General features: G+C 58.6%; 18 protein-coding genes. 7 read left to right on the top strand and 11 right to left on the bottom strand.

Annotation, left to right across the window (positions count from 1 at the left end; all coding sequences use genetic code 11):
* Positions 1 to 89 precede the first annotated feature (89 nt).
* The gene (locus tag B30_RS04015; RefSeq protein WP_009570735.1) at positions 90 to 926 is read left to right on the top strand and encodes an outer membrane protein assembly factor BamD; all 837 of its coding nucleotides are present in this window, start codon (positions 90 to 92) and stop codon (positions 924 to 926) included.
* A 19-nt stretch (positions 927 to 945) separates the two neighbouring features.
* Positions 946 to 2598 carry a DNA repair protein RecN gene (recN, locus tag B30_RS04010; protein WP_040401865.1) on the top strand — a complete coding sequence of 551 codons (1653 nt, stop codon included), beginning with the start codon at positions 946 to 948 and terminating at the stop codon, positions 2596 to 2598.
* A 62-nt stretch (positions 2599 to 2660) separates the two neighbouring features.
* Here the strand turns inward: recN and B30_RS04005 are convergent, their stop codons facing one another.
* Positions 2661 to 4028 carry an FAD-binding oxidoreductase gene (locus B30_RS04005; protein ID WP_009570733.1) on the bottom strand — a complete coding sequence of 456 codons (1368 nt, stop codon included), beginning with the start codon at positions 4026 to 4028 and terminating at the stop codon, positions 2661 to 2663.
* A gap of 155 nt (positions 4029 to 4183) precedes the next feature.
* On the opposite strand from B30_RS04005, the gene B30_RS04000 reads away from it, so the two are divergent.
* Positions 4184 to 5869, top strand: a complete 1686-nt coding sequence (locus tag B30_RS04000; protein WP_040401906.1) for a chloride channel protein — start codon at positions 4184 to 4186, stop codon at positions 5867 to 5869.
* Between the two features lie 61 nt (positions 5870 to 5930).
* On the opposite strand, the gene B30_RS03995 is transcribed toward B30_RS04000, so the two are convergent.
* From B30_RS03995 to cobT, 3 genes are all read right to left on the bottom strand, one after another.
* On the bottom strand, positions 5931 to 6272 hold the full coding sequence (locus B30_RS03995; protein WP_009570731.1) for a DUF427 domain-containing protein: 342 nt from the start codon (positions 6270 to 6272) through the stop codon (positions 5931 to 5933).
* A gap of 60 nt (positions 6273 to 6332) precedes the next feature.
* A complete protein-coding gene (locus tag B30_RS03990) occupies positions 6333 to 8126 on the bottom strand; it encodes an aminopeptidase P family protein (protein ID WP_009570730.1) in 1794 nt (597 codons plus the stop codon).
* Positions 8127 to 8189: 63 nt separating this feature from the next.
* Positions 8190 to 10064: a cobaltochelatase subunit CobT gene (cobT, locus tag B30_RS03985; protein WP_009570729.1), complete on the bottom strand. Its 1875-nt coding sequence runs from the start codon at positions 10062 to 10064 to the stop codon at positions 8190 to 8192.
* A 197-nt stretch (positions 10065 to 10261) separates the two neighbouring features.
* On the opposite strand from cobT, the gene B30_RS03980 reads away from it, so the two are divergent.
* Entirely contained in the window at positions 10262 to 10855 is a 594-nt protein-coding gene (locus B30_RS03980; RefSeq protein ID WP_009570728.1) for an NADPH-dependent FMN reductase, read from the top strand.
* Positions 10856 to 10927: 72 nt separating this feature from the next.
* Here B30_RS03980 and B30_RS03975 read toward each other — a convergent pair whose 3' ends face one another.
* The 3 genes from B30_RS03975 to cobS all read right to left on the bottom strand — a co-directional run bounded on the left by B30_RS03975 (position 10928) and on the right by cobS (position 13359).
* Complete coding sequence (locus B30_RS03975; protein ID WP_152003600.1) at positions 10928 to 11278, bottom strand: hypothetical protein; 351 nt, start codon at positions 11276 to 11278, stop codon at positions 10928 to 10930.
* A 258-nt stretch (positions 11279 to 11536) separates the two neighbouring features.
* Positions 11537 to 12205 carry a metal-binding protein ZinT gene (locus tag B30_RS03970; protein ID WP_009570726.1) on the bottom strand — a complete coding sequence of 223 codons (669 nt, stop codon included), beginning with the start codon at positions 12203 to 12205 and terminating at the stop codon, positions 11537 to 11539.
* 185 nt (positions 12206 to 12390) lie between these two features.
* The gene (gene cobS / locus B30_RS03965; protein ID WP_009570725.1) at positions 12391 to 13359 is read right to left on the bottom strand and encodes a cobaltochelatase subunit CobS; all 969 of its coding nucleotides are present in this window, start codon (positions 13357 to 13359) and stop codon (positions 12391 to 12393) included.
* A 290-nt stretch (positions 13360 to 13649) separates the two neighbouring features.
* Between cobS and B30_RS03960 the strand changes: the two genes are divergently transcribed.
* Together B30_RS03960 and B30_RS03955 are read left to right on the top strand one after the other, a co-directional pair.
* Complete coding sequence (locus B30_RS03960; RefSeq protein ID WP_009570724.1) at positions 13650 to 14210, top strand: fasciclin domain-containing protein; 561 nt, start codon at positions 13650 to 13652, stop codon at positions 14208 to 14210.
* Between the two features lie 158 nt (positions 14211 to 14368).
* Positions 14369 to 15346, top strand: a complete 978-nt coding sequence (locus B30_RS03955) for a DUF808 domain-containing protein (RefSeq protein ID WP_009570723.1) — start codon at positions 14369 to 14371, stop codon at positions 15344 to 15346.
* 90 nt (positions 15347 to 15436) lie between these two features.
* Here the strand turns inward: B30_RS03955 and B30_RS03950 are convergent, their stop codons facing one another.
* Positions 15437 to 16072, bottom strand: coding sequence for a J domain-containing protein (locus B30_RS03950; RefSeq protein ID WP_009570722.1), 636 nt, complete (start codon positions 16070 to 16072; stop codon positions 15437 to 15439).
* 89 nt (positions 16073 to 16161) lie between these two features.
* Between B30_RS03950 and B30_RS03945 the strand changes: the two genes are divergently transcribed.
* Entirely contained in the window at positions 16162 to 16419 is a 258-nt protein-coding gene (locus B30_RS03945) for a BolA family protein (RefSeq protein WP_040401905.1), read from the top strand.
* Between the two features lie 8 nt (positions 16420 to 16427).
* Here B30_RS03945 and B30_RS03940 read toward each other — a convergent pair whose 3' ends face one another.
* The 3 genes from B30_RS03940 to gatB form a co-directional block, all read right to left on the bottom strand.
* Positions 16428 to 16853, bottom strand: a complete 426-nt coding sequence (locus tag B30_RS03940; protein WP_009570720.1) for a DUF4177 domain-containing protein — start codon at positions 16851 to 16853, stop codon at positions 16428 to 16430.
* Between the two features lie 109 nt (positions 16854 to 16962).
* Positions 16963 to 17238, bottom strand: a complete 276-nt coding sequence (locus B30_RS03935; protein WP_009570719.1) for a hypothetical protein — start codon at positions 17236 to 17238, stop codon at positions 16963 to 16965.
* Between the two features lie 108 nt (positions 17239 to 17346).
* Positions 17347 to 18861, bottom strand: coding sequence for an Asp-tRNA(Asn)/Glu-tRNA(Gln) amidotransferase subunit GatB (gene gatB / locus B30_RS03930; RefSeq protein WP_009570718.1), 1515 nt, complete (start codon positions 18859 to 18861; stop codon positions 17347 to 17349).
* Positions 18862 to 18881: the final 20 nt, after the last annotated feature.

Below are 18881 nucleotides of genomic sequence, written 5' to 3'. Positions count from 1 at the left end.
AAAGACGTTTTGCACCGGATTTTTCTGTGTTAGGAGTGAGGTCACGGCCCGGTTTAAGGGGCTGATGACTGGTGTAGGTAGGACCTTTCATGACGGCACGTATCAAACGCGGATTGGGTGTAACGCTTGGACTTTCCATGGCTTTTCTCGTGGCCTGTGGGGACAATCCGCCCACGACCGATCTCGAAGGCTACCCGGCGGAAGAGATCTACAAACGCGCAGAATATGAGATCACCCAAAAGGATTTCGGTGACGCTGCCTTCTATTTTGGCGAGGTCGAGCGCCTTTATCCCTATTCCGATTGGGCCAAACGCGCTTTGATCATGCAGGCCTTTTCCTATCACCGGGATCGCGACTATGAGAATGCTCGCGTGTCCGCCCAACGTTTCCTTGATTTCTATCCCGCCGACGAGGACGCCGCCTATGCGCAATACCTGCTGGCGCTGTCCTATTATGACCAGATCGACGATATCGGTCGCGATCAGGGCCTGACCTTTCAGGCGCTTCAGGCGCTGCGTGTGGTGATCGAACGTTATCCCGACAGCGAATATGCGCGCTCGGCGATTCTGAAATTCGACCTCGCCTTTGACCACCTTGCGGGCAAAGAGATGGAGATCGGGCGCTATTACCTCAAACACAAACACTACACTGCGGCGGCCAACCGCTTCCGTGTGGTGGTTGAGCAATTCCAAACCACCCGCCACACGCCGGAGGCATTGCACCGGTTGGTCGAATCCTACCTGTCGCTTGGTTTTGTCGAAGAGGCACAAACCGCGGCGGCGATTTTGGGTCACAATTATCAATCGACCGAATGGTATCAGGACAGCTACAAATTGCTGACCGGGCAGGGGCTTGAACCAAAAGTCTTTGAGAACAACTGGCTCGGCGCGGTGTATCGTCAGATGATCCGCGGCGAATGGCTCTGAGGGACGGAGCGCCCATCTCATGTTAAGAAGTCTCGACATCCGGGACATGTTGATCATTGACCGGCTGGAACTTGAGTTTCAGCCGGGTCTCAATGTGTTGACCGGCGAAACCGGCGCGGGCAAATCCATCCTGCTCGACAGTCTCGGCTTTGTGCTGGGGTGGCGCGGGCGTGCCGATTTGGTGCGCGCGGGGGCGGCGCAGGGCGAAGTCACGGCGGTGTTCGATTTGCCGCGCGGCCATGACGCCGAGGATGTGCTGAAAGAATTGGACATTGAGGCCGAGGATGGCGAGCTGATCCTACGCCGGGTCAATGCCGCTGACGGGCGTAAAACCGCATGGGTCAATGACCGTCGGGTGTCGGGCGATGTGTTGCGCCGCCTGTCGGATGTCTTGGTCGAATTGCATGGCCAACATGATGATCGCGGGTTGTTGAACCCGCGCGGCCATCGCGCGCTTTTGGACAGTTTCGGCGGGCTCGAGTCCATGGTTTCCGCCTCGCGTCAGGCTTGGAAAACGCTCTATGAGGCGCGCAAAGCCTTGGCCAAAGCGACCAAAGAGCAAGCCGCGCTCAAGGACGAAGAAGAGTTCCTGCGTCATGCCGTGGCCGAATTTGACAAACTCAATCCAGAGCCCGGAGAAGAGGCCAAACTCGACGCCCAACGTCGCCTGATGCAGTCCTCTGAAAAGATCGCGGCTGATGTCGCCAAGGCGCATCAAGCCCTGTCCTATGATGGCGGTGAGGGGATGTTGGCGGATGCTCTGCGTTGGCTTGAGGGGGCGGCGGAAAAGGCCGAAGGGCGGCTTGAGGGCGCGATTGAATCCTTGGGCCGCGCGCTCAATGAATTGGCCGATGCCCAGTCCGGCGTCGAATCCTGTATCGATGCGCTGCGGTTTAATCCCCATGAGTTGGAAGAGGTCGAAGAGCGGTTGTTCGCCATTCGGGGGTTGGCCCGCAAGCATTCAGTTTTGGCCGATGATCTCGGCGGCTTTGCCGATGCGTTGCGGCTTAAACTGACCGCTCTTGATCGTGGCGCTGGCGATCTTGTGGCACTGGCCAAAGCGGTAGAGACGGCCGAAACCACCTATGAGGCGGCGGCGCACACCCTGACAGAGGCTCGCACCAAAGCCGCCGCCGAGTTGGACTCGATGATGGCCAAAGAACTCGCCCCGCTGAAAATGGAACGCGCGGTGTTTTGGACTCAAATCACAGCGGGCGAGCCCGGCGCGGAGGGCCGTGATACCGTGGCCTTTACGGTCGCGACCAACCCCGGAGCGCCTGCCGGACCGATCGGTAAAATCGCCTCTGGCGGGGAATTGTCGCGCTTTCTTTTGGCGCTCAAAGTTTGCCTCACCCGCGATCAATCCGGTGTTACGATGATCTTTGATGAAATTGACCGTGGCGTCGGTGGTGCGACGGCGGATGCGGTCGGACGGCGGCTCAAAGCGCTGGCCTCAGAGGGGCAAGTCCTGGTCGTCACCCACAGCCCACAAGTGGCCGCTTTGGGCGGGCATCATTGGCGCGTGGCCAAACGGGTCGAAGGTGGCATGACGCTTTCCGAAGTCACGCCTTTGGACGACATGGAGCGGATTGACGAATTGGCGCGGATGTTGGCGGGCGACACCATCACCGAAGCCGCGCGTGACGCCGCACGCGCGCTTTTGATCGGCTAAGACAACAGGCACGAGACTCTCGTGCCTCGCCTGTCCTTACCGTGATGCAAATACTCTCATTCTTAGGGGACGATCTTGCCCGGATTGAGGATATTTTTGGGATCCAACGCCGCTTTGATTGCGCCCATCATCGCCCAAGCTTCGCCGTGTTCCTCGATCATCAGGCTCTTTTTGCCCATGCCGATGCCATGTTCGCCGGTGATTGTGCCGCCAAGTTTCAGCGCCCGTTCGGCCATCAGATGCGCCAAGCGTTTGGCCTCTTTGATCTCGGCCTCGTCATTAGGGTCGACCAGCAAAATGGCGTGAAAATTGCCATCTCCGACATGGCCCAAAATCGGACCGTCCAAGGGCGAGGCCTTGATGTCTTCTGCCGTTTCTTCCACCGCCTGCGCCAGTTTCGAGATCGGCACACAGATGTCGGTGACCACGGCTTTTGCACCTTTTCTGAGCGCCAAAATGGCCCAATAGGCGTGGTGGCGCATGGTCCAAAGGGCGGTGCGGTCTTCGGGTTTGGTGGCCCAGTTGAAATCTGAGCCGCCGAAATCATGGACGATCTCGCCAAACAGATCGACCTGCTCAGACACCGCCTGTTCCGAGCCGTTGAATTCGACGAACAAATGTGGTTTGAGCGGAAAATCTGAGCCGGAATAGAGGTTTACGGCATTCACGGAATCCGCATCCAGAAATTCGATCCGGGCCATCGGCAGGCCGATCTGGATCGTCGCAATCACCGCCTCGACCGCAGGCCCCATCTCGTCAAAGGCACAGACCGCCGCCGACACCGCTTCGGGTTGGCCATGCAGCCGCAGGGTGAGTTCGGTGATCAGGCCCAAAGTGCCCTCAGACCCGACCATCAAAGCGGTCAAATCATAGCCCGCTGCCGATTTACGCGCCCGCGATCCGGTGCGCACAATCGTGCCATCGGCCAAAACGACCTCAAGCCCGATGACATTGTCGCGCATGGTGCCGTATTTCACCGCCGTGGTGCCCGACGCCCGCGTCATCGCCATACCGCCCAGCGAGGCATTCGCGCCCGGATCGACCGGGAACATCAACCCGGTGGTGCGCAATTCGACATTGAGCGCCTCGCGTGTCACGCCCGGTTGCACCACCACATCCATATCGGCGTCATTGATCCGCAACACCCGGTTCATCCGGGAAAAATCCACCACAATCCCGCCGTGGATCGCCAAAGTTTGCCCCTCAAGCGAGGTGCCCGCGCCAAAGCCCGTGACAGGGATGTCATGGGCGTGGCACAGTTTCATCAGGGCCGCGACCTCTTCGGTGGTTTCGGGATAGGCCACAGCCTCGGGCGGGGTCAGCGGAAACCACGTCTCGGACTGGCCATGTTGATCCAAATCGGACTTGGAACGGGTGAGGCGACCCTCTAGAACGGAGGAAAGCTCGGTGAAGAGAGTATCTGAGATCATATCGGAATCGCTGTCTGTTGCGGCTGATCGACCTTAGAGGATGCGGCGGGGCAGTGAAAGCGCAGGACCCGCCTGACAGAGGACAAAATCCGCCGATCAAGGGCGATTGGGCGCAAAAAACGCCTATAATTGAGGGCAGGGGGACAGCGCCGGGCATGTCTGACGATAAAATTTCATACCCAAAACGCGCTATCTCTGAGATCCGGGAGGGACTTGCCGAGACCGTGGCCCTGATCCGCAGGCGCGGCCCCAGCCAAATCCAATTTTGGTTCATCGCGCTGTGCATCGGTGTGGCCTCCGGCTTTGCCGCTTTGCTTTTCCGCAAAGGGATCAACCTGTTACAAGGCTTTTTCTACGGCACGGATGATCTGCGCCACCTGCATAGTTTTGCCGGAGGCCTGCCGTGGTATTGGGTTTTGGCCCTGCCGGTCTGTGGCGGGCTGGTGGTTGGGGTGATCCTCAACTGGTTCACGCCGGACGGGCGGGTGCGCTCGGTGGCGGATGTGATCGAAGGTGCGGCCTTGAATGAGGGTCGTGTGGAAAAACGCGCAGGTCTGGCCTCGGCCGCCGCCTCGCTGATCACGCTGTCCACGGGCGGATCGTCGGGACGCGAGGGCCCCGTGGTCCACTTGGCGGGGGTGATTTCAAGCTGGGTGTCCAACCGATTGCATGCCGACGGCATCACCGGGCGCGACCTGTTGGGCTGTGCTGTCGCCGCCGCCGTGTCGGCGTCTTTCAACGCGCCGATTGCCGGGGCCTTGTTTGCGCTTGAAGTCGTCTTGCGCCATTTCGCGGTCCATGCCTTTGCGCCGATTGTCATCGCCTCGGCTGCGGGCACGGTGATCAACCGTTTGGAGTTTGGCGGTGTCACCGAATTTACCTTGGCTGCCGAAGGGGCGCTGACCTTTTACGTCGAACTCCCGGCGTTTTTGTTGCTTGGGTTGCTTTGTGGTGTGGTCGCCGTGGTGATGATGCGGACGATTTTCATGGCCGATGATTTTGGCTCATGGGCGCAAGAGCGGATGCACCTGCCGCCGGTTTTGCGCCCGGCGGTGGCGGGGTTATTGCTCGGCACCATCGCGATCTTTTTTCCGCATATCATCGGGGTCGGATACGAGACCACATCTTACGCGCTCACCGGGCAATTACTGATCTGGCAGGCCATCGTCTTTGCGGTGATCAAGGTCGTGGCTGTCGCCATCACCATGGCCGGACGCATGGGCGGGGGCGTGTTTTCGCCCGCTTTGATGGTCGGGGCTTTGACCGGGCTGGCCTTTGGCCTGATCGCCACGGCGGTGTTCCCGAATGTGTCGGGCACCGCCACGCTCTATGCTTTGGCGGGAATGGGGGCGGTGGCGGCAGCAGTGCTTGGCGCGCCGATTTCGACCACGTTGATCGTATTTGAACTGACCGGGGATTGGCAAACCGGATTGGCAGTGATGGTGGCGGTGTCGCTGTCCACGGCCCTGGCTTCGCGGTTGGTGGATCGCTCGTTTTTTCTCACGCTGTTGGAACGGCGCGATGTGCATTTGGCGGCGGGCCCACAGGCCTATCTTTTGGCGACGGTGCGGGTACACCAATGTTACCGTGCCCCGGATGCGCCACGTGCGGCCTCGGAGGAGGCCTGTAAGGATTTGATCCAGCAGGGGATTTATGTGTCTCCCAATATGACTTTGGAAAAGGCGATGCCTTTGTTTGAGGCGCATAATCTGGTGTTTGTCCCGGTCGTCACACTGCATGAGGAAAGCGGTCCCGAACTTCACGGTGCGCTGTTTCAGGTCGATGCGCTTCGGGTGTTTAGTAAAAAGCTCGCGGACACGGCGGCGGAAGAGCACAGTTAAAGCGAAAACGCAGGCCCGAAAGCCTGCGTTTCTACAATGGTTTTTGTGATGAAATTGGGGCTTAAAGCTGTTCGACAGCGGCTTTTCGCGGATAAAAGGCGATATAGTCTTTGAGGCCGGAGACGAGCGGTTTCGGGTCCTCATAGGACCATGCCGCATCGGCAATCACCACGGATTTCGTGTGGATCGCATAATAGGTGGCCTCGCCTTTGAACGGGCAGACGGAGACGGTGTCGGTCTTGTCCAAAAACGCCATCGCAAGGTCTTCACGCGGGAAATAAATCACCGGCGGATAGTCCCCTTCGCTCAGTTCCAAAGCCCGCGATGTTTCGCCCAAAACGGCACCGCCCGCTCGAACCACATAGGTCCCCGGGGCTGTGCGGATCTTGATATGATCTGGCATGTCTCGTATCCCTCTGTTGATTTTCGCAGACCTTATCAGGCTTCTTGCGACAGGTATATGTCAGACGGGTGCAACCGCATGTCGCAGCCAGTCGCGGGCCGTCTCTGACACACGCGGCGCGATCTTGTCCCAGACCTCGGCGTGATAGTCATTGAGCCAATCGCGCTCCCATGGCGCCAATTCATCGACCAGAATCAACGAGCGATCAATCGGGACAAAGGTCAGGGTCTCAAACGCCAACATGTCGCGATCATCGGCGCCTGAAATTTCAGCGGCGGGGCGCACCACAATCAGGTTTTCGATGCGGATGCCGTAAGCGCCTTCGCGATAATAGCCGGGTTCATTCGAGAGGATCATCCCCTCGCGCAGCGCCAAGGTTGAGCTGCGTGAAATGCGTTGCGGGCCTTCGTGGACGGACAGAAATGCGCCAACGCCGTGGCCGGTGCCGTGATCATAATCGCGCCCCATCCGCCACAATGGCGCACGCGCCAAAGCGTCCAGATGCCCGCCCGACACATCGCGCGGAAAGCGCGCGGTTGAGATCGCGATCATGCCCTGAAGCACCGCAGTAAAACTCACCCGCTCTTCGCCCGCCACATCGCCAAGCGCGACGGTGCGGGTGATGTCGGTGGTGCCGTCTTGGTACTGGCCGCCACTGTCCACCAGCAACAATTCACCGCGTTTGAGCGCGCGGTTGGTGTCTTCGGTCACACGGTAATGGACAATCGCGCCATTCGGCCCGGCACCACAAATCGTATCAAAAGAAATCTCTTTGAGTTGGTTGGTGGCGGCGCGACAGGCCTCAAGCTGTTTGACCACTTCGATCTCGGTCAGGTCTTCGGGCATTTGCTCGGAGAGCCAGCACAGAAACTCCACCATCGCCGCGCCATCGCGCAGATGCGCCTCGCGCATCCCCTTGATTTCCGCCTCGGTTTTGCAGGCTTTCGGCAGGATACAGGGGTCATCGCCCTCGATGATCTCCGCCTCCGACATCATGGTTTTGACCGCATGGGGGGCTGTGCCGGGATCGACCAACACCGGACCTTGCAGCGCCCCAAGCGCGGCGGCGAAACCCTCGCGTGGCTCGATCGTGATGCGTGGATCGGGGCCGAGATGGGCGTATTTTTCCGCGGCGTCAAACAGGGTCAGCTTACCGCCCGTGTCGCCTGTAGTGGTCAAAATTCCAAAGGCCTGCACCACCGGATTATGCGCAATATCCGTGCCGCGGATGTTCAACAGCCAACACAGGCTGTCAGGCAGGGTGAGCACCACCACCTCAGCCCCGGCCTTTTTCACGGCCGCACCAATCTCAGTAAACTTTTCCTCGGAGGTTTTGCCGGCCAGTTCAAAGGGGTGTACACTCACGGGTGACATCCCACGTTCTGGCCGGTCGGGCCAGATTTTGTCGACAAGATTGACCGTCGCCACCATCTCTTTTGGCGTGTCGGAGAGCGTGCGGCGCAGCCCGTCGATCTCGCGGATCGTGTGCAGCCAAGGGTCAAAACCGATCTTTTCCGCATCCGTCTCTTTCAACCATGCGCCAAGGCTGGTCTGCGGCCAGGCGACGAAATCAAACACTGCCGGATCGCATTGAGCGCGCACCTGAACCGTGTAGCGGCCATCGGTGAACATCACCGCGCGGTCACGCAGGATCACGGCAAAGCCCGCCGACCCGGTGAACCCGGTCAACCACGCCAAACGTTCATCACAGGGCGCAACATATTCGCCCTGATGGGCGTCGCCACGCGGCACGATAAAGGCGTCCAATCCGGCGTCCACCATTGCGGCGCGCAGGGCGGTGACGCGCGGGGCGGCTTGGTCAGGGCGAGAGGTCACGTCAAAGCTCTGGAACATGGTGCCATGTGCCTTTTCTATTTAAAATAATCATTTGGTGCGCGCAGATCGGCGCCGCAGGTCTTAGGACGCGCGGCGGATGCCCATCACCCGTGCGCGGGCGCGCGGGTCGCTGTCAAACAGAGAAGCCAGTTGTTCGGTCATCGCGCCCGCCAATTGTTCGACATCGGTAATAGTCACGGCGCGATCATAATAGCGCGTGACGTCATGGCCGATGCCGATGGCCAAAAGTTCAACCTGTTTGCGTTTCTCGATCATGCCGATCACATCGCGCAGGTGTTTTTCAAGGTAATTGGCCGGGTTGACCGACAGCGTGCTGTCATCCACCGGTGCCCCATCCGAGATCACCATGAGGATTTTACGCGCTTCAGGCCGTCCCATCATCCGCCGATGCGCCCATTCAAGCGCCTCGCCGTCGATGTTTTCTTTCAACAGGCCCTCTTTCATCATCAGGCCCAAATTGGCCCGTGTCCGGCGCATCGGCGCGTCGGCAGATTTGTAGATGATGTGGCGCAGATCGTTCAAACGGCCGGGTTGCGCCGGACGCCCAGCGGCCAGCCACGCTTCGCGCGCCAATCCGCCCTTCCACGCGCGGGTGGTAAAGCCCAGCACCTCAACCTTGACGTTGCAACGCTCCAGCGTGCGCGCCAAGACATCGGCACAGATCGCCGCGATCGAGATCGGACGACCGCGCATAGAGCCGGAGTTGTCGAGCAGGAGCGTCACCACCGTGTCGCGGAATTCGGTGTCTTTTTCGACCTTGAAGGACAATGGCGTGGTGGGGTTGGCGATCACACGGGCCAAGCGGCCAGCGTCCAAAATCCCCTCCTCGCGGTCAAATTCCCATGAGCGGTTTTGTTGCGCCTGAAGGCGGCGTTGCAGTTTGTTGGCCAGGCGCGACACAGCCCCTTTGAGCGGTTCCAACTGTTGATCCAAATAGGCGCGCAGGCGTTCCAATTCAGCCGGTTCGGCCAAATCTTCGGCGGCGATCTCTTCATCGTTGGCGGTGGAAAACACTTGGTAATTCGGATCGGCGTCGGAATAGGGCGCGGGTTGCGGTGGTTCGACCTCGGCCTCATCTTGCGGCAGCTCGACCTCATCCGAAAACTCATCTTCGGCCATGTCATCGGAGGACATCGAGGCCTCTTGCATGTCCTGCTGTTCGTCCTGCGCGCTCTCGGGGCTGGCCTCTTCCTCGTCCGAGCTGTCCTGCTCTTCGCCGGTGGACTCGGCCTCTTCTTCTTGCTCGTCGGTTTCGGCGGATTGATCGTCTTCGGGATCGGTCGCGTCGGGGTCGTCGCCCAATTGGTCGCCGTATCCCAGCTCTTCGATCACGCGCCGCGCCAGACGGGCAAAGCCGCGCTGATCTTCCAACAGATCGCCAATATCCTCGAATGTGCCCTGAGTCTGACCCTCAATGAAATCGCGCCACAGATTCAAAACCGTGTCTGCGCCTTTTGGCAGTTCACGCCCGGTGGACAATTCGCGCAGGTAATAGCCCATGGCCTGTGCCAAAGGCGCGTCTTCACGTTTGGTGATGCCATCATAGCCACGGCGCATTGCCTCATTGCCGATTTTGGCATTGATGTTTTTGGCCGTGCCGGGCATGTGCCGCGCTCCCGCCGCCTCACAGCGCGCGGTTTCCAGGGCGTCGTAAATCTCAAACGCCATCTGACCCTGTGGCGCGTAGCGTTGGAACGTCGGTTGGTCGTGAAATTTGTGACGCAGAGCCAGCGCATCGGCGGTGCCGCGCGCGATCAACACTTCGTCTTTGGTCATCCGCCGCGACACTTGCGGCAGGCGCACGGTATCGCCCGACAGACCAGAGGGGTCCATCGAATAGGTGATCGTCAGCTCCGCATCGTTGGCGAGCACTTTTGTGGCTTCGGCCAGCGCCTTTTTGAACGGATCGGCAGGGTTATCAGAGGGCTTGTTCATGCGCTCGTTAAATCATGCGCGCGCAGGTCGGGCAAGAGAAAGACATGCGACACAGGGGGCATATGTGTTTGCACAGGAATTGCGCGATGGCGCACATATATTTGGATTGAAGTCGTTGTGGGTGCGAATTTATGTAGGCCTCAAAGCCGCGGACCTTTCCTCCCCCTTATCCCCCGCGCTCAGAACAGGAGTTCCCCATGACCACCCCGCAGTCTAATCCGAAAATCGCCATCATCATTGGTTCCACCCGCGATGCCCGTTTTGCCGATAAACCGGCAAACTGGCTTTTGGAAAAAGCCAAAGAGATCAGCACCGATCTCGACTTCGAACTGGTCGATCTGAAAGACTATGCGTTGCCGATGTTCAACGAAATGGCCTCTAACCTGTGGATGCCGTCCGCGGACGCAAAAGCCGTGACATGGCAGGAAAAAATGGCCGAATTTGATGGCTATATTTTCGTCACCCCGGAATACAACTCCTCGATCCCGGCTTCGTTGAAAAACGCGTTGGATCAAGCTGGCAAGGAATGGGTGCGCAAACCCGCCGCCGTCTTTGGCTATGGCTCGGTCGGTGCGGCCCGTGCGGTCGAACATTTGCGCGCCGTGACGATCAACCTGTCGATGGTGCCGGTGCGCGCCGCCGTTTATATTTCCGGTTCGGATTTTTTCAAAGTCTCACCTCTGGGCGCCAATGCCGAAATGTCGGAGATCGAAGCCAACATCCTGCCATCCGTCACCGCCATGCTGGGCGATTTGGCCTGGTGGACCAAGGCGACCAAAGCGGCGCGTTAATCCAAGGTTTTGAAATGTTTGGGAAAGGCTCGCGTGTTGCGGGCCTTTTTCATGCCCGGATTCAGTCTTGGATCATGCGCCCAAAAGCATGGCGCGGCAGTGGCGAATGCTGTCTTGGGCAAGTTGTCTGGCGCGGTCCGCCTCGCCTTGGTCAAAGGAAAACCGCGACAGCGCCAAAAGTTCGCTTTGCGCCACATGACCGGCCAAGCGCAATTCTTCGTAGGCCTCGGCCTCTTCGGGGGCGATCACGGCGGCCAAAAGTTCCTGCATGGCGTGTTTAAGCTCATTGAGGCTTTGGTCTTCGCGGTGTTGCGCCTCGGCGGACAGCCGTCCGGCACAATAGGCGAAATCGCGGGCGAGGGGGGAGGAGGTGGCAGGCAGGGCCTGAACCGGGGCCGCAACACAGAGGCTGAGCGCGCTCAAAAGGGCGCTCATGGTGGCAAGGGATGTGCGGGCTTGCCTGTGGATAACTCTGTGGACTCTCTGTGTCATAGCCTCAATTTGTCGCAAAAACGTTACAATAACGTAAGCGCGACAGGCGAGTCGTGACAAGCCATTTTTGTCTATCGGACGTATATACGTTTGATGAGGTGATCTGGTTTGTGTCAAGGCCGGTCTCTGAACGCCCACACCGCGATGCGCGCGATGTGGGCCAGAGGGCTTTATGTCATGGGGCTGCCATTAGTGCGCGAGCATTTCATGGACGATCGCGTCGCCATCCATTGAGGCCGGGTAATATGTCGGCCAGTTGGTCACTTCTTTGAGGAGGGCCGCACGGTCATTGCCCCAATAGAGGTGGTAGTGATCGGCGCTTGCGGGAGAAATTCGGTGATCGCTAAACTGAATATACGCTGGGGCTGCCGCATCCCCGTCAGTTTTCTCAAAGATGTAGCGCACGCCCCGGTTTCCCTTGGCGTAGGTGAGGACTTCGTGGCCATCGCTTTCATACTGGGCCGAAAGGGGTTTCCCATCACGGACAAAGCGCACCGTGTTGCCGTCTATGTCGATATGGTCCACATCGGTTTTGTACCCTGTGTCATAATAGCTGCGATAGGCGTCGGCGGTTTTGTCGCCCTGTTCGGCCTTGTGTTGCATCACAGGGTCAAGCGTTCCGTCCTGCAAGTAAGGGTAGACCGATTGCCATGCCCCGGCCCAATCGGACAGCGGGCGATCTTTGATTTGAGAGTCCTCAAAATAGCCGTTGTAGATGTCTTGATCCACGTCATGGGTGTGGGCGTGTTCCGGGCTTGCATCGTGGGATTTGGCATCATGTGCCATAGTTGGTGTGGCGAAGATCAACAGAATGGAGGCGGCCAGTGCGGTGATCGTATTCGAACTCATGCGGTGCATTCGTGGGACTCTCTTTCTTTGTGTCGTTAAACTCGAATTGGAATCGTTACGTTATAACGTAACGATCTTGTGTAAGCGAGATATCGGCACAGGACAAGAGCCCCCATACAAGACCTCCATACGGACAAAAGAAAACGGACCCCAGGAGGGGCCCGTTTCAGTCTCATGTTTTAAAAGACGCGCTATCAGCTTGCGACAGAGGCCGCCGATTCCGGCAATTCTTCGTCAAAACAGCGCTGGTAGAATTCCGCCACGGTCTGACGTTCCAACTCATCGCATTTGTTGAGGAAGGTGAGGCGGAACGCATAGCCGATGTTGCGGAAAATCTCGGCGTTCTGCGCCCAGGTGATCACGGTGCGCGGCGACATCACGGTCGAGAGGTCGCCATTCATGAACGCGGTGCGGGTCAGATCGGCCACGGTCACCATCTGCGAAATGTCGCGGCGGCCTTTTTCGGTGTTGTAATGCGGGCATTTGGCCAAAACGATATTCGCTTCGGCGTCATGGCTGAGATAATTCAACGTCGCCACCAAAGACCAACGGTCCATCTGCGCTTGGTTGATCTGTTGCGTGCCGTGGTACAGCCCGGTGGTGTCGCCAAGGCCAACCGTGTTGGCGGTGGCAAAGAGGCGGAAGGACGGGTGCGGGGTGATCACCTCGTTTTGGTCCATCAACGTCAACTTCCCATCGGCTTCCAACACCCGTTGGATCACAAACATCACATCGGCGCGGCCCGCATCATATTCGTCAAACACGATGGCGCAGGGGTTTCGCAGGGCCCAGGGCAGAATGCCCTCTTGGAATTCGGTCACCTGTTTGCCGTCGCGCAGCTTGATCGCGTCTTTGCCGATCAGGTCAATGCGCGAGATGTGGCTGTCGAGGTTGACGCGCACAGACGGCCAGTTGAGCCGGGCGGCGACCTGTTCGATATGGGTCGATTTGCCGGTGCCGTGGTAGCCCTGGATCATCACGCGGCGGTTGTGGGCAAAGCCCGCAAGAATCGCCAGCGTCGTATCCGGGTCAAATTTATAGGTCGGGTCTTCGTCCGGCACGCGGTCGAGGCGCTCGGCAAAGCCTTTTACGGTCATGTCAGTATCAATGCCAAAGACATCGCGTACAGAAATGGTTTCGGTCGGTTTTGCGTTCGCGTCCATGGTTCGGCCCGTTTTCTTATGTGTTCACTTAACTGTTCCGCCGCACACCGGTCTCGCAGGGCTTTGGCAAAACGCTTTAGGTGACTTCGTGCCCTATCGGCGCGTCAGGTGCAAGGGGCGAGGCGTCGCGGGGGCGTGAGCCAGCGCTCAGAATGCCAGGTGGCGCAAAAAAACACCTCACGCCTGTGTGACTGAACGTGAAGGGCGCGTGGTGATCCATGCGGTGATCCGCCCCGTACCCCTTATAACCTCGACACTGGGTCGGGGCGTGTTCTTAAGGGAGACTTATGATGAAACGCACAATTTTTGCCGCTGCCACTGCCGCTCTTCTCGCCACCACCGCCTTTGCGGACGACCATGGCATGAAAAACCCGATGGTCGGCGGCGCTGAGATGTTCCCCGAGAAAAACATCGTAGAAAACGCTGTGAACTCCGCCGATCACACCACTCTGGTCGCCGCTGTCCAGGCTGCGGGTCTCGTGGATGTGCTCGCTGGCGAAGGTCCGTTCACCGTGTTCGCCCCGACCAATGACGCGTTTGCCGCTTTGCCCGAGGGCACGGTTGAAACGCTTTTGATGCCGGAAAACAAAGATCAGTTGACCAAAATTCTGACCTGCCATGTGGTTGCCGCTGATGTGATGTCCGAAGCCCTTGTGGGCATGATCGAAGATGACGGCGGCGTGCATGATGTGCCGACCGTGGGCGGCTGTACGCTCAAAGCCATGGTCAAAGACGGTATGGTGATGATCGAAGACGAACAGGGCAACGCGGCCACTGTGACCATCGCTGACGTTGATCAATCGAACGGTGTGATCCATGTGATCGACAAGGTGCTTTTGCCGGCGATGTAAGCGCGGCACTTTGAATGAGGTCTCCCTTCGGGGATCATGCGGGTGGGGCGTCCTTTGGGGCGCCCCGCTTTTTTGCACTTGGGTTTGCGGGTGGGTTTGCCAGTGAGCGCATTCGTGACTACATAGCCTCAACGTAAGATGAAAACGGGGACACAGGTATGAGCGGCCTTTTGGCATTATTGGACGACGTGGCGGGCATCGCCAAAGTGGCGGCGGCCTCGGTCGATGATGTGGCGGGCCAAGCGGCGAAAGCCTCGGCCAAGGCGGCGGGCGCGGTGATTGATGACGCCGCCGTCACGCCGAAATACGTCCATGGCTTCGCCGCCGCGCGTGAATTGCCGATCGTCGGCAAAATCGCCCTTGGTTCGATCCGCAACAAATTGCTGATCCTTTTGCCTCTGGCGTTGCTCTTGTCAGCCTTCGCGCCATGGATGGTCACGCCTTTGTTGATGCTCGGCGGGTCGTATTTGTGTTTTGAGGGGGCGGAAAAGGTCTATCACCTGTTCAAACCCCATGCGCCTCATGCCGATGGCCAACCTGCCGAGCAAGGCGATCCGGCTCATCTCGAAGCCACCAAAGTGGCGGGCGCGGTCAAGACCGATTTCATCCTTTCCGCCGAGATCATGACCATCATTTTGGCGGCCCTTGATCCCTCTGCAAGTCTCGTCTTTCGCGCCTTCACCTTGGGGCTTGCAGGGGTGATCATCACCGTGGTGGTTTATGGCAGCGTCGCTTTGATCGTCAAAGCCGATGATGTCGGCCTGTGGTTGGCACGGGTTGGGCGGCTGTCCGTGACGCGGGCTTTGGGGCGCGGGATCGTGAAATTCATGCCGATCTTGATGACCCTTTTGATGATTATCGGCACCGCCGCGATGATTTGGGTCGGCGGGTCCATCGTGATCCATGGCCTGTCCGAATTGGGCCAGCCGCATCCCTATGAGGACATCCACCACATCGCCGAACTGGCCGCGCATGCCTTTGTCGGGGCATCCGGCTTTATCGCTTGGGTCGTGACGGCGTTTTTCGATGGCATCCTTGGGCTGATCTATGGCCTGATCCTGATCCCCATTGTGGCCCGGATCATCAACCCTTTGATCCGTTTGGTGACGGGCAAAAAAGCGGGCGCGGCGCATTAAAACCACGCCTTACGCCATCAAAAAAGCCGCCCCATGTGAGGCGGCTTTTTCTATTTTGAGGCTGTTTTGACCCAGTCTGGACCCTATAGTTTACTTAAACCAACGGCTCTCTTTGAGCTGATCCCAGGCCCAGACGACCTGTTGCAACTGCTCCTCTTGCGAGCGATCGCCGCCGTTCACGTCCGGGTGCAGCACTTTGATCAAAGCGCGATATTGTTTCTTGATTTCGGCCTTGGTCCAATGGTCCTTGGCCTCCAAAATATCGATCGCCTGCCGCTCCACCGGCGGCAGTTTGCGCGTCGAGGCCGCCGGGTCCGATTTGCCCGGGTTCTGCGTCGCGTTTTCGCCCAGCACCTCATGAGCATCATCAATGCCAAGACGCTCCCACGCCCTCTGTTCGACCGATTTTTTGCCAAACGGCTTGGTCGGACGTTCGCCGGTTTGGGACGCTTTGATTTGCTCGTCCATTTCTTCCGGTGTGGCGTTGGTGAAAAAATTCCATTTCAAATTGTATTCGCGCACGTGGTCCTTACAAAACCATTTATACTCGTCCAAATGATCAGGCGAACGGGGCGCGCGATATTGGCCCGCTTCCTGACATCCGTCATGTTCGCAGACCCGTTTAGAGGTCTCAAATGCCCCGGACATGCCGCGTCTGCCACCACGTTTGTTCTTTTTTGATGACGTGACTGACATATCAAAACCGAAGGGATCGTTTTTATCCATGTGCCTCAACCTTTTCGACTCGGACGCAGGACTTTAGATGAAGAATGCAAAATGGGAAAGGCCTTGGGGCCGAAAACTGGGAGAGAGAGATGACAATTTCCGATGAAATGCGCGTCAGGTTACAGGCGGCCTTTGCGCCAAAAACCTTAAAGATCGAAGATGATAGCGCCTCACATGCCGGACATGCCGGAAATCCCGGCGGGGCGGGGGAGACGCATTTTAATGTGATGATCCGCTCAGAGGCCTTCGCCGGACAATCGCGGGTGGCGCGCCACCGGATGGTGCACAAAGCACTCGGCGATTTGGTGCCGCGCATTCATGCGCTGGCGCTGGATCTGGATGTGTGAGCGCGGGATTATGATTCACGGTCTTCGGCGATCTCGTCGGCCACCTCGGGCGAGAGGCGGCGGGCATTTGCGCCCGCGCCTTTTTCGGCATGGGCCGGAAAGGGCACAGAGGGCGGCGGCGTGGTGCGGTCCGCGACCGGGGATTTGCGCGGTTGCACGGCGGCCTGTTCCGTCGTCGAGACCGTCGCCACGGCATTCGCATCGCGTTCCCGGCGAAACACCAGAACCGTGTGATAGGTGATCGCTTTTGAGGTCAGCCCGGAGCGCTCTTCCATCGGCAAGAGATCGGCACGGATATACTCCCAGCCCTCAGCGCCCTTTTCATTGAGCACGCTTTGCATCGCCAGTGCGATCCGCGCCTCAGGGGTCTTGATGCCGCGGGTTTTCTCGCCTTTGCGCGGGGCGGGCACGGTGAGGTACTCATAAAGGGGCATATGCGTCTCCTGTGGTGACCGCGTTGGGCGGCGCGTCGTTGCGGCACAGGTTTAGCGGATGGGCACCGGAGGTCAAGGCATGGGCCGTGTGTCACGGGCGGCGCTGGCCTCACTCGGCGGCTTCTGGCCCGAAGGTCCCAAAGCTGGGTTTATCCTGTCCGAACATGCCAAAATCGCTTTCGCGTCGAAACACCAAAACCGCCTGTTTGCCCGATACCCCGGTGAGGGCGAATGCGTCCGAGCGCAGATAGGTCCAGCCCTCTTTTGCCATGGCATTGAGCCGCACGGTCACCGCGTCGGCCAATCGCGCCTCAGGCGTTTGCGAGGCGGAGGTGGCTTCGCTTTCATGCGGGGCAGGGATGGCTTTGTACTCGTAATGGGACATGATGGGCTCCTTCCATGTGTCCCAAGCTACTCCCCCGAAAGTTAAGGGCGAGTTTATGAAAAAAGGCGCCCATGAGGGACGCCTTTATGCCTTTGATGGAGGGGTGATTTAGAGGCCGAGTTTGGCTTTGACCAGCGCATCGACTGCGCCAGGATTGGCCTTGCCGCCTGTGGCTTTCATCACTTGGCCCACAAACCAACCCGCAAGTTTCGGGTTCTGTTGAGCTTTTTCGACCTGTCCGGGGTTGGCGGCGATCACCTCATCGACCGCTTTTTCAATCGCGCCGGTGTCTGTGACCTGTTTCATGCCGCGCGCGTCAACGATCTCGGCCGGGTTGCCGCCCTCGGTATAGACGATCTCAAACAGGTCCTTGGCGATCTTGCCGGAGATGTCGCCGGATTTGATCAGCTTGACGATGCCGCCCAGTTGTTCGGGGGAGACGGGTGAGGTTTCGATGTCTTTGTCATCTTTTTTCAGACGGCCAAACAGCTCGTTGATCACCCAGTTCGCGGCCAGTTTGCCGTCGGTGCCGGCGGCCACGCCTTCGAAATAGCTGGCGTTCGCGGTGTCGGCGGTCAACACGTTTGCGTCATATTCGGACAGACCGAACTCTTTGACAAAGCGGGCCTTTTTCTCGTCGGGCAATTCGGGCAAGGTCTTCGCAATGTCATCCACCCATTCCTGTTCGATCTCCAGCGGCAGCAGATCGGGGCAGGGGAAATAGCGGTAGTCATGTGCCTCTTCTTTGGAGCGCATCGAGCGGGTTTCGTTCTTGTCGGCGTCATAGAGACGGGTCTCTTGATCGACCGTGCCGCCATCTTCCAGGATCGCGATTTGACGCCGGGCCTCGTAATCAATCGCCATCTGGATGAACCGCGTCGAGTTCATGTTTTTGATCTCGCAGCGGGTGCCGAGATGACCAAAATCTTGAGTGGCTTGATATTTTTCATACTGGCCCGGACGACAGACAGAGACGTTCACGTCGGCGCGCAGGTTGCCGTTTTGCATGTTGCCGTCGCAGGTGCCCAAATAGCGCAGGATTTGGCGCAGTTTCAGCACATAGGCGGCGGCTTCTTCGGGGCCACGAATGTCGGGGCGGGACACGATTTCCATCAAGGCCACGCCGGTGCGGTTCAGGTCGACGAAGGACATGGTCGGGTCCATGTCATGGATGGATTTGCCAGCGTCTTGTTCCAAATGGATGCGCTCGATGCGCACCAAACGGGCCACACCAGGTTCCATATCGACGATCACTTCGCCTTCGCCCACGATCGGGTGATAGAGCTGCGAAATCTGGTAGCCTTGCGGCAGATCCGGGTAGAAATAGTTTTTCCGGTCAAAGGCGGAGAACAGGTTGATCTCAGCTTTGAGGCCCAGCCCCGTGCGCACCGCTTGTTCGACGCAGAATTCGTTGATCACGGGCAACATGCCGGGCATGGCCGCGTCCACGAAAGAGACGTTCGAGTTCGGCTCATTGCCGAATTTCGTCGAAGCGCCAGAGAACAGCTTGGATTTGGAGGCGACCTGAGCGTGGATTTCCATCCCGATCACCAGTTCCCAGTCGTCTTTTGCCCCCGAAATGACTTTCGGCTTTGGCGTGGTGAATTCGAGATGATCGAGCATGTCGCGGCTCCCTGCGTATC

The sequence above is a fragment of the Celeribacter baekdonensis B30 genome, from assembly GCF_000299875.1.
Classification (GTDB): Bacteria; Pseudomonadota; Alphaproteobacteria; order Rhodobacterales; family Rhodobacteraceae; genus Celeribacter; species Celeribacter baekdonensis_A.
Note: the sequence above shows the minus strand (reverse complement) of the source record. Positions and strands in the feature narration are given on the sequence as shown.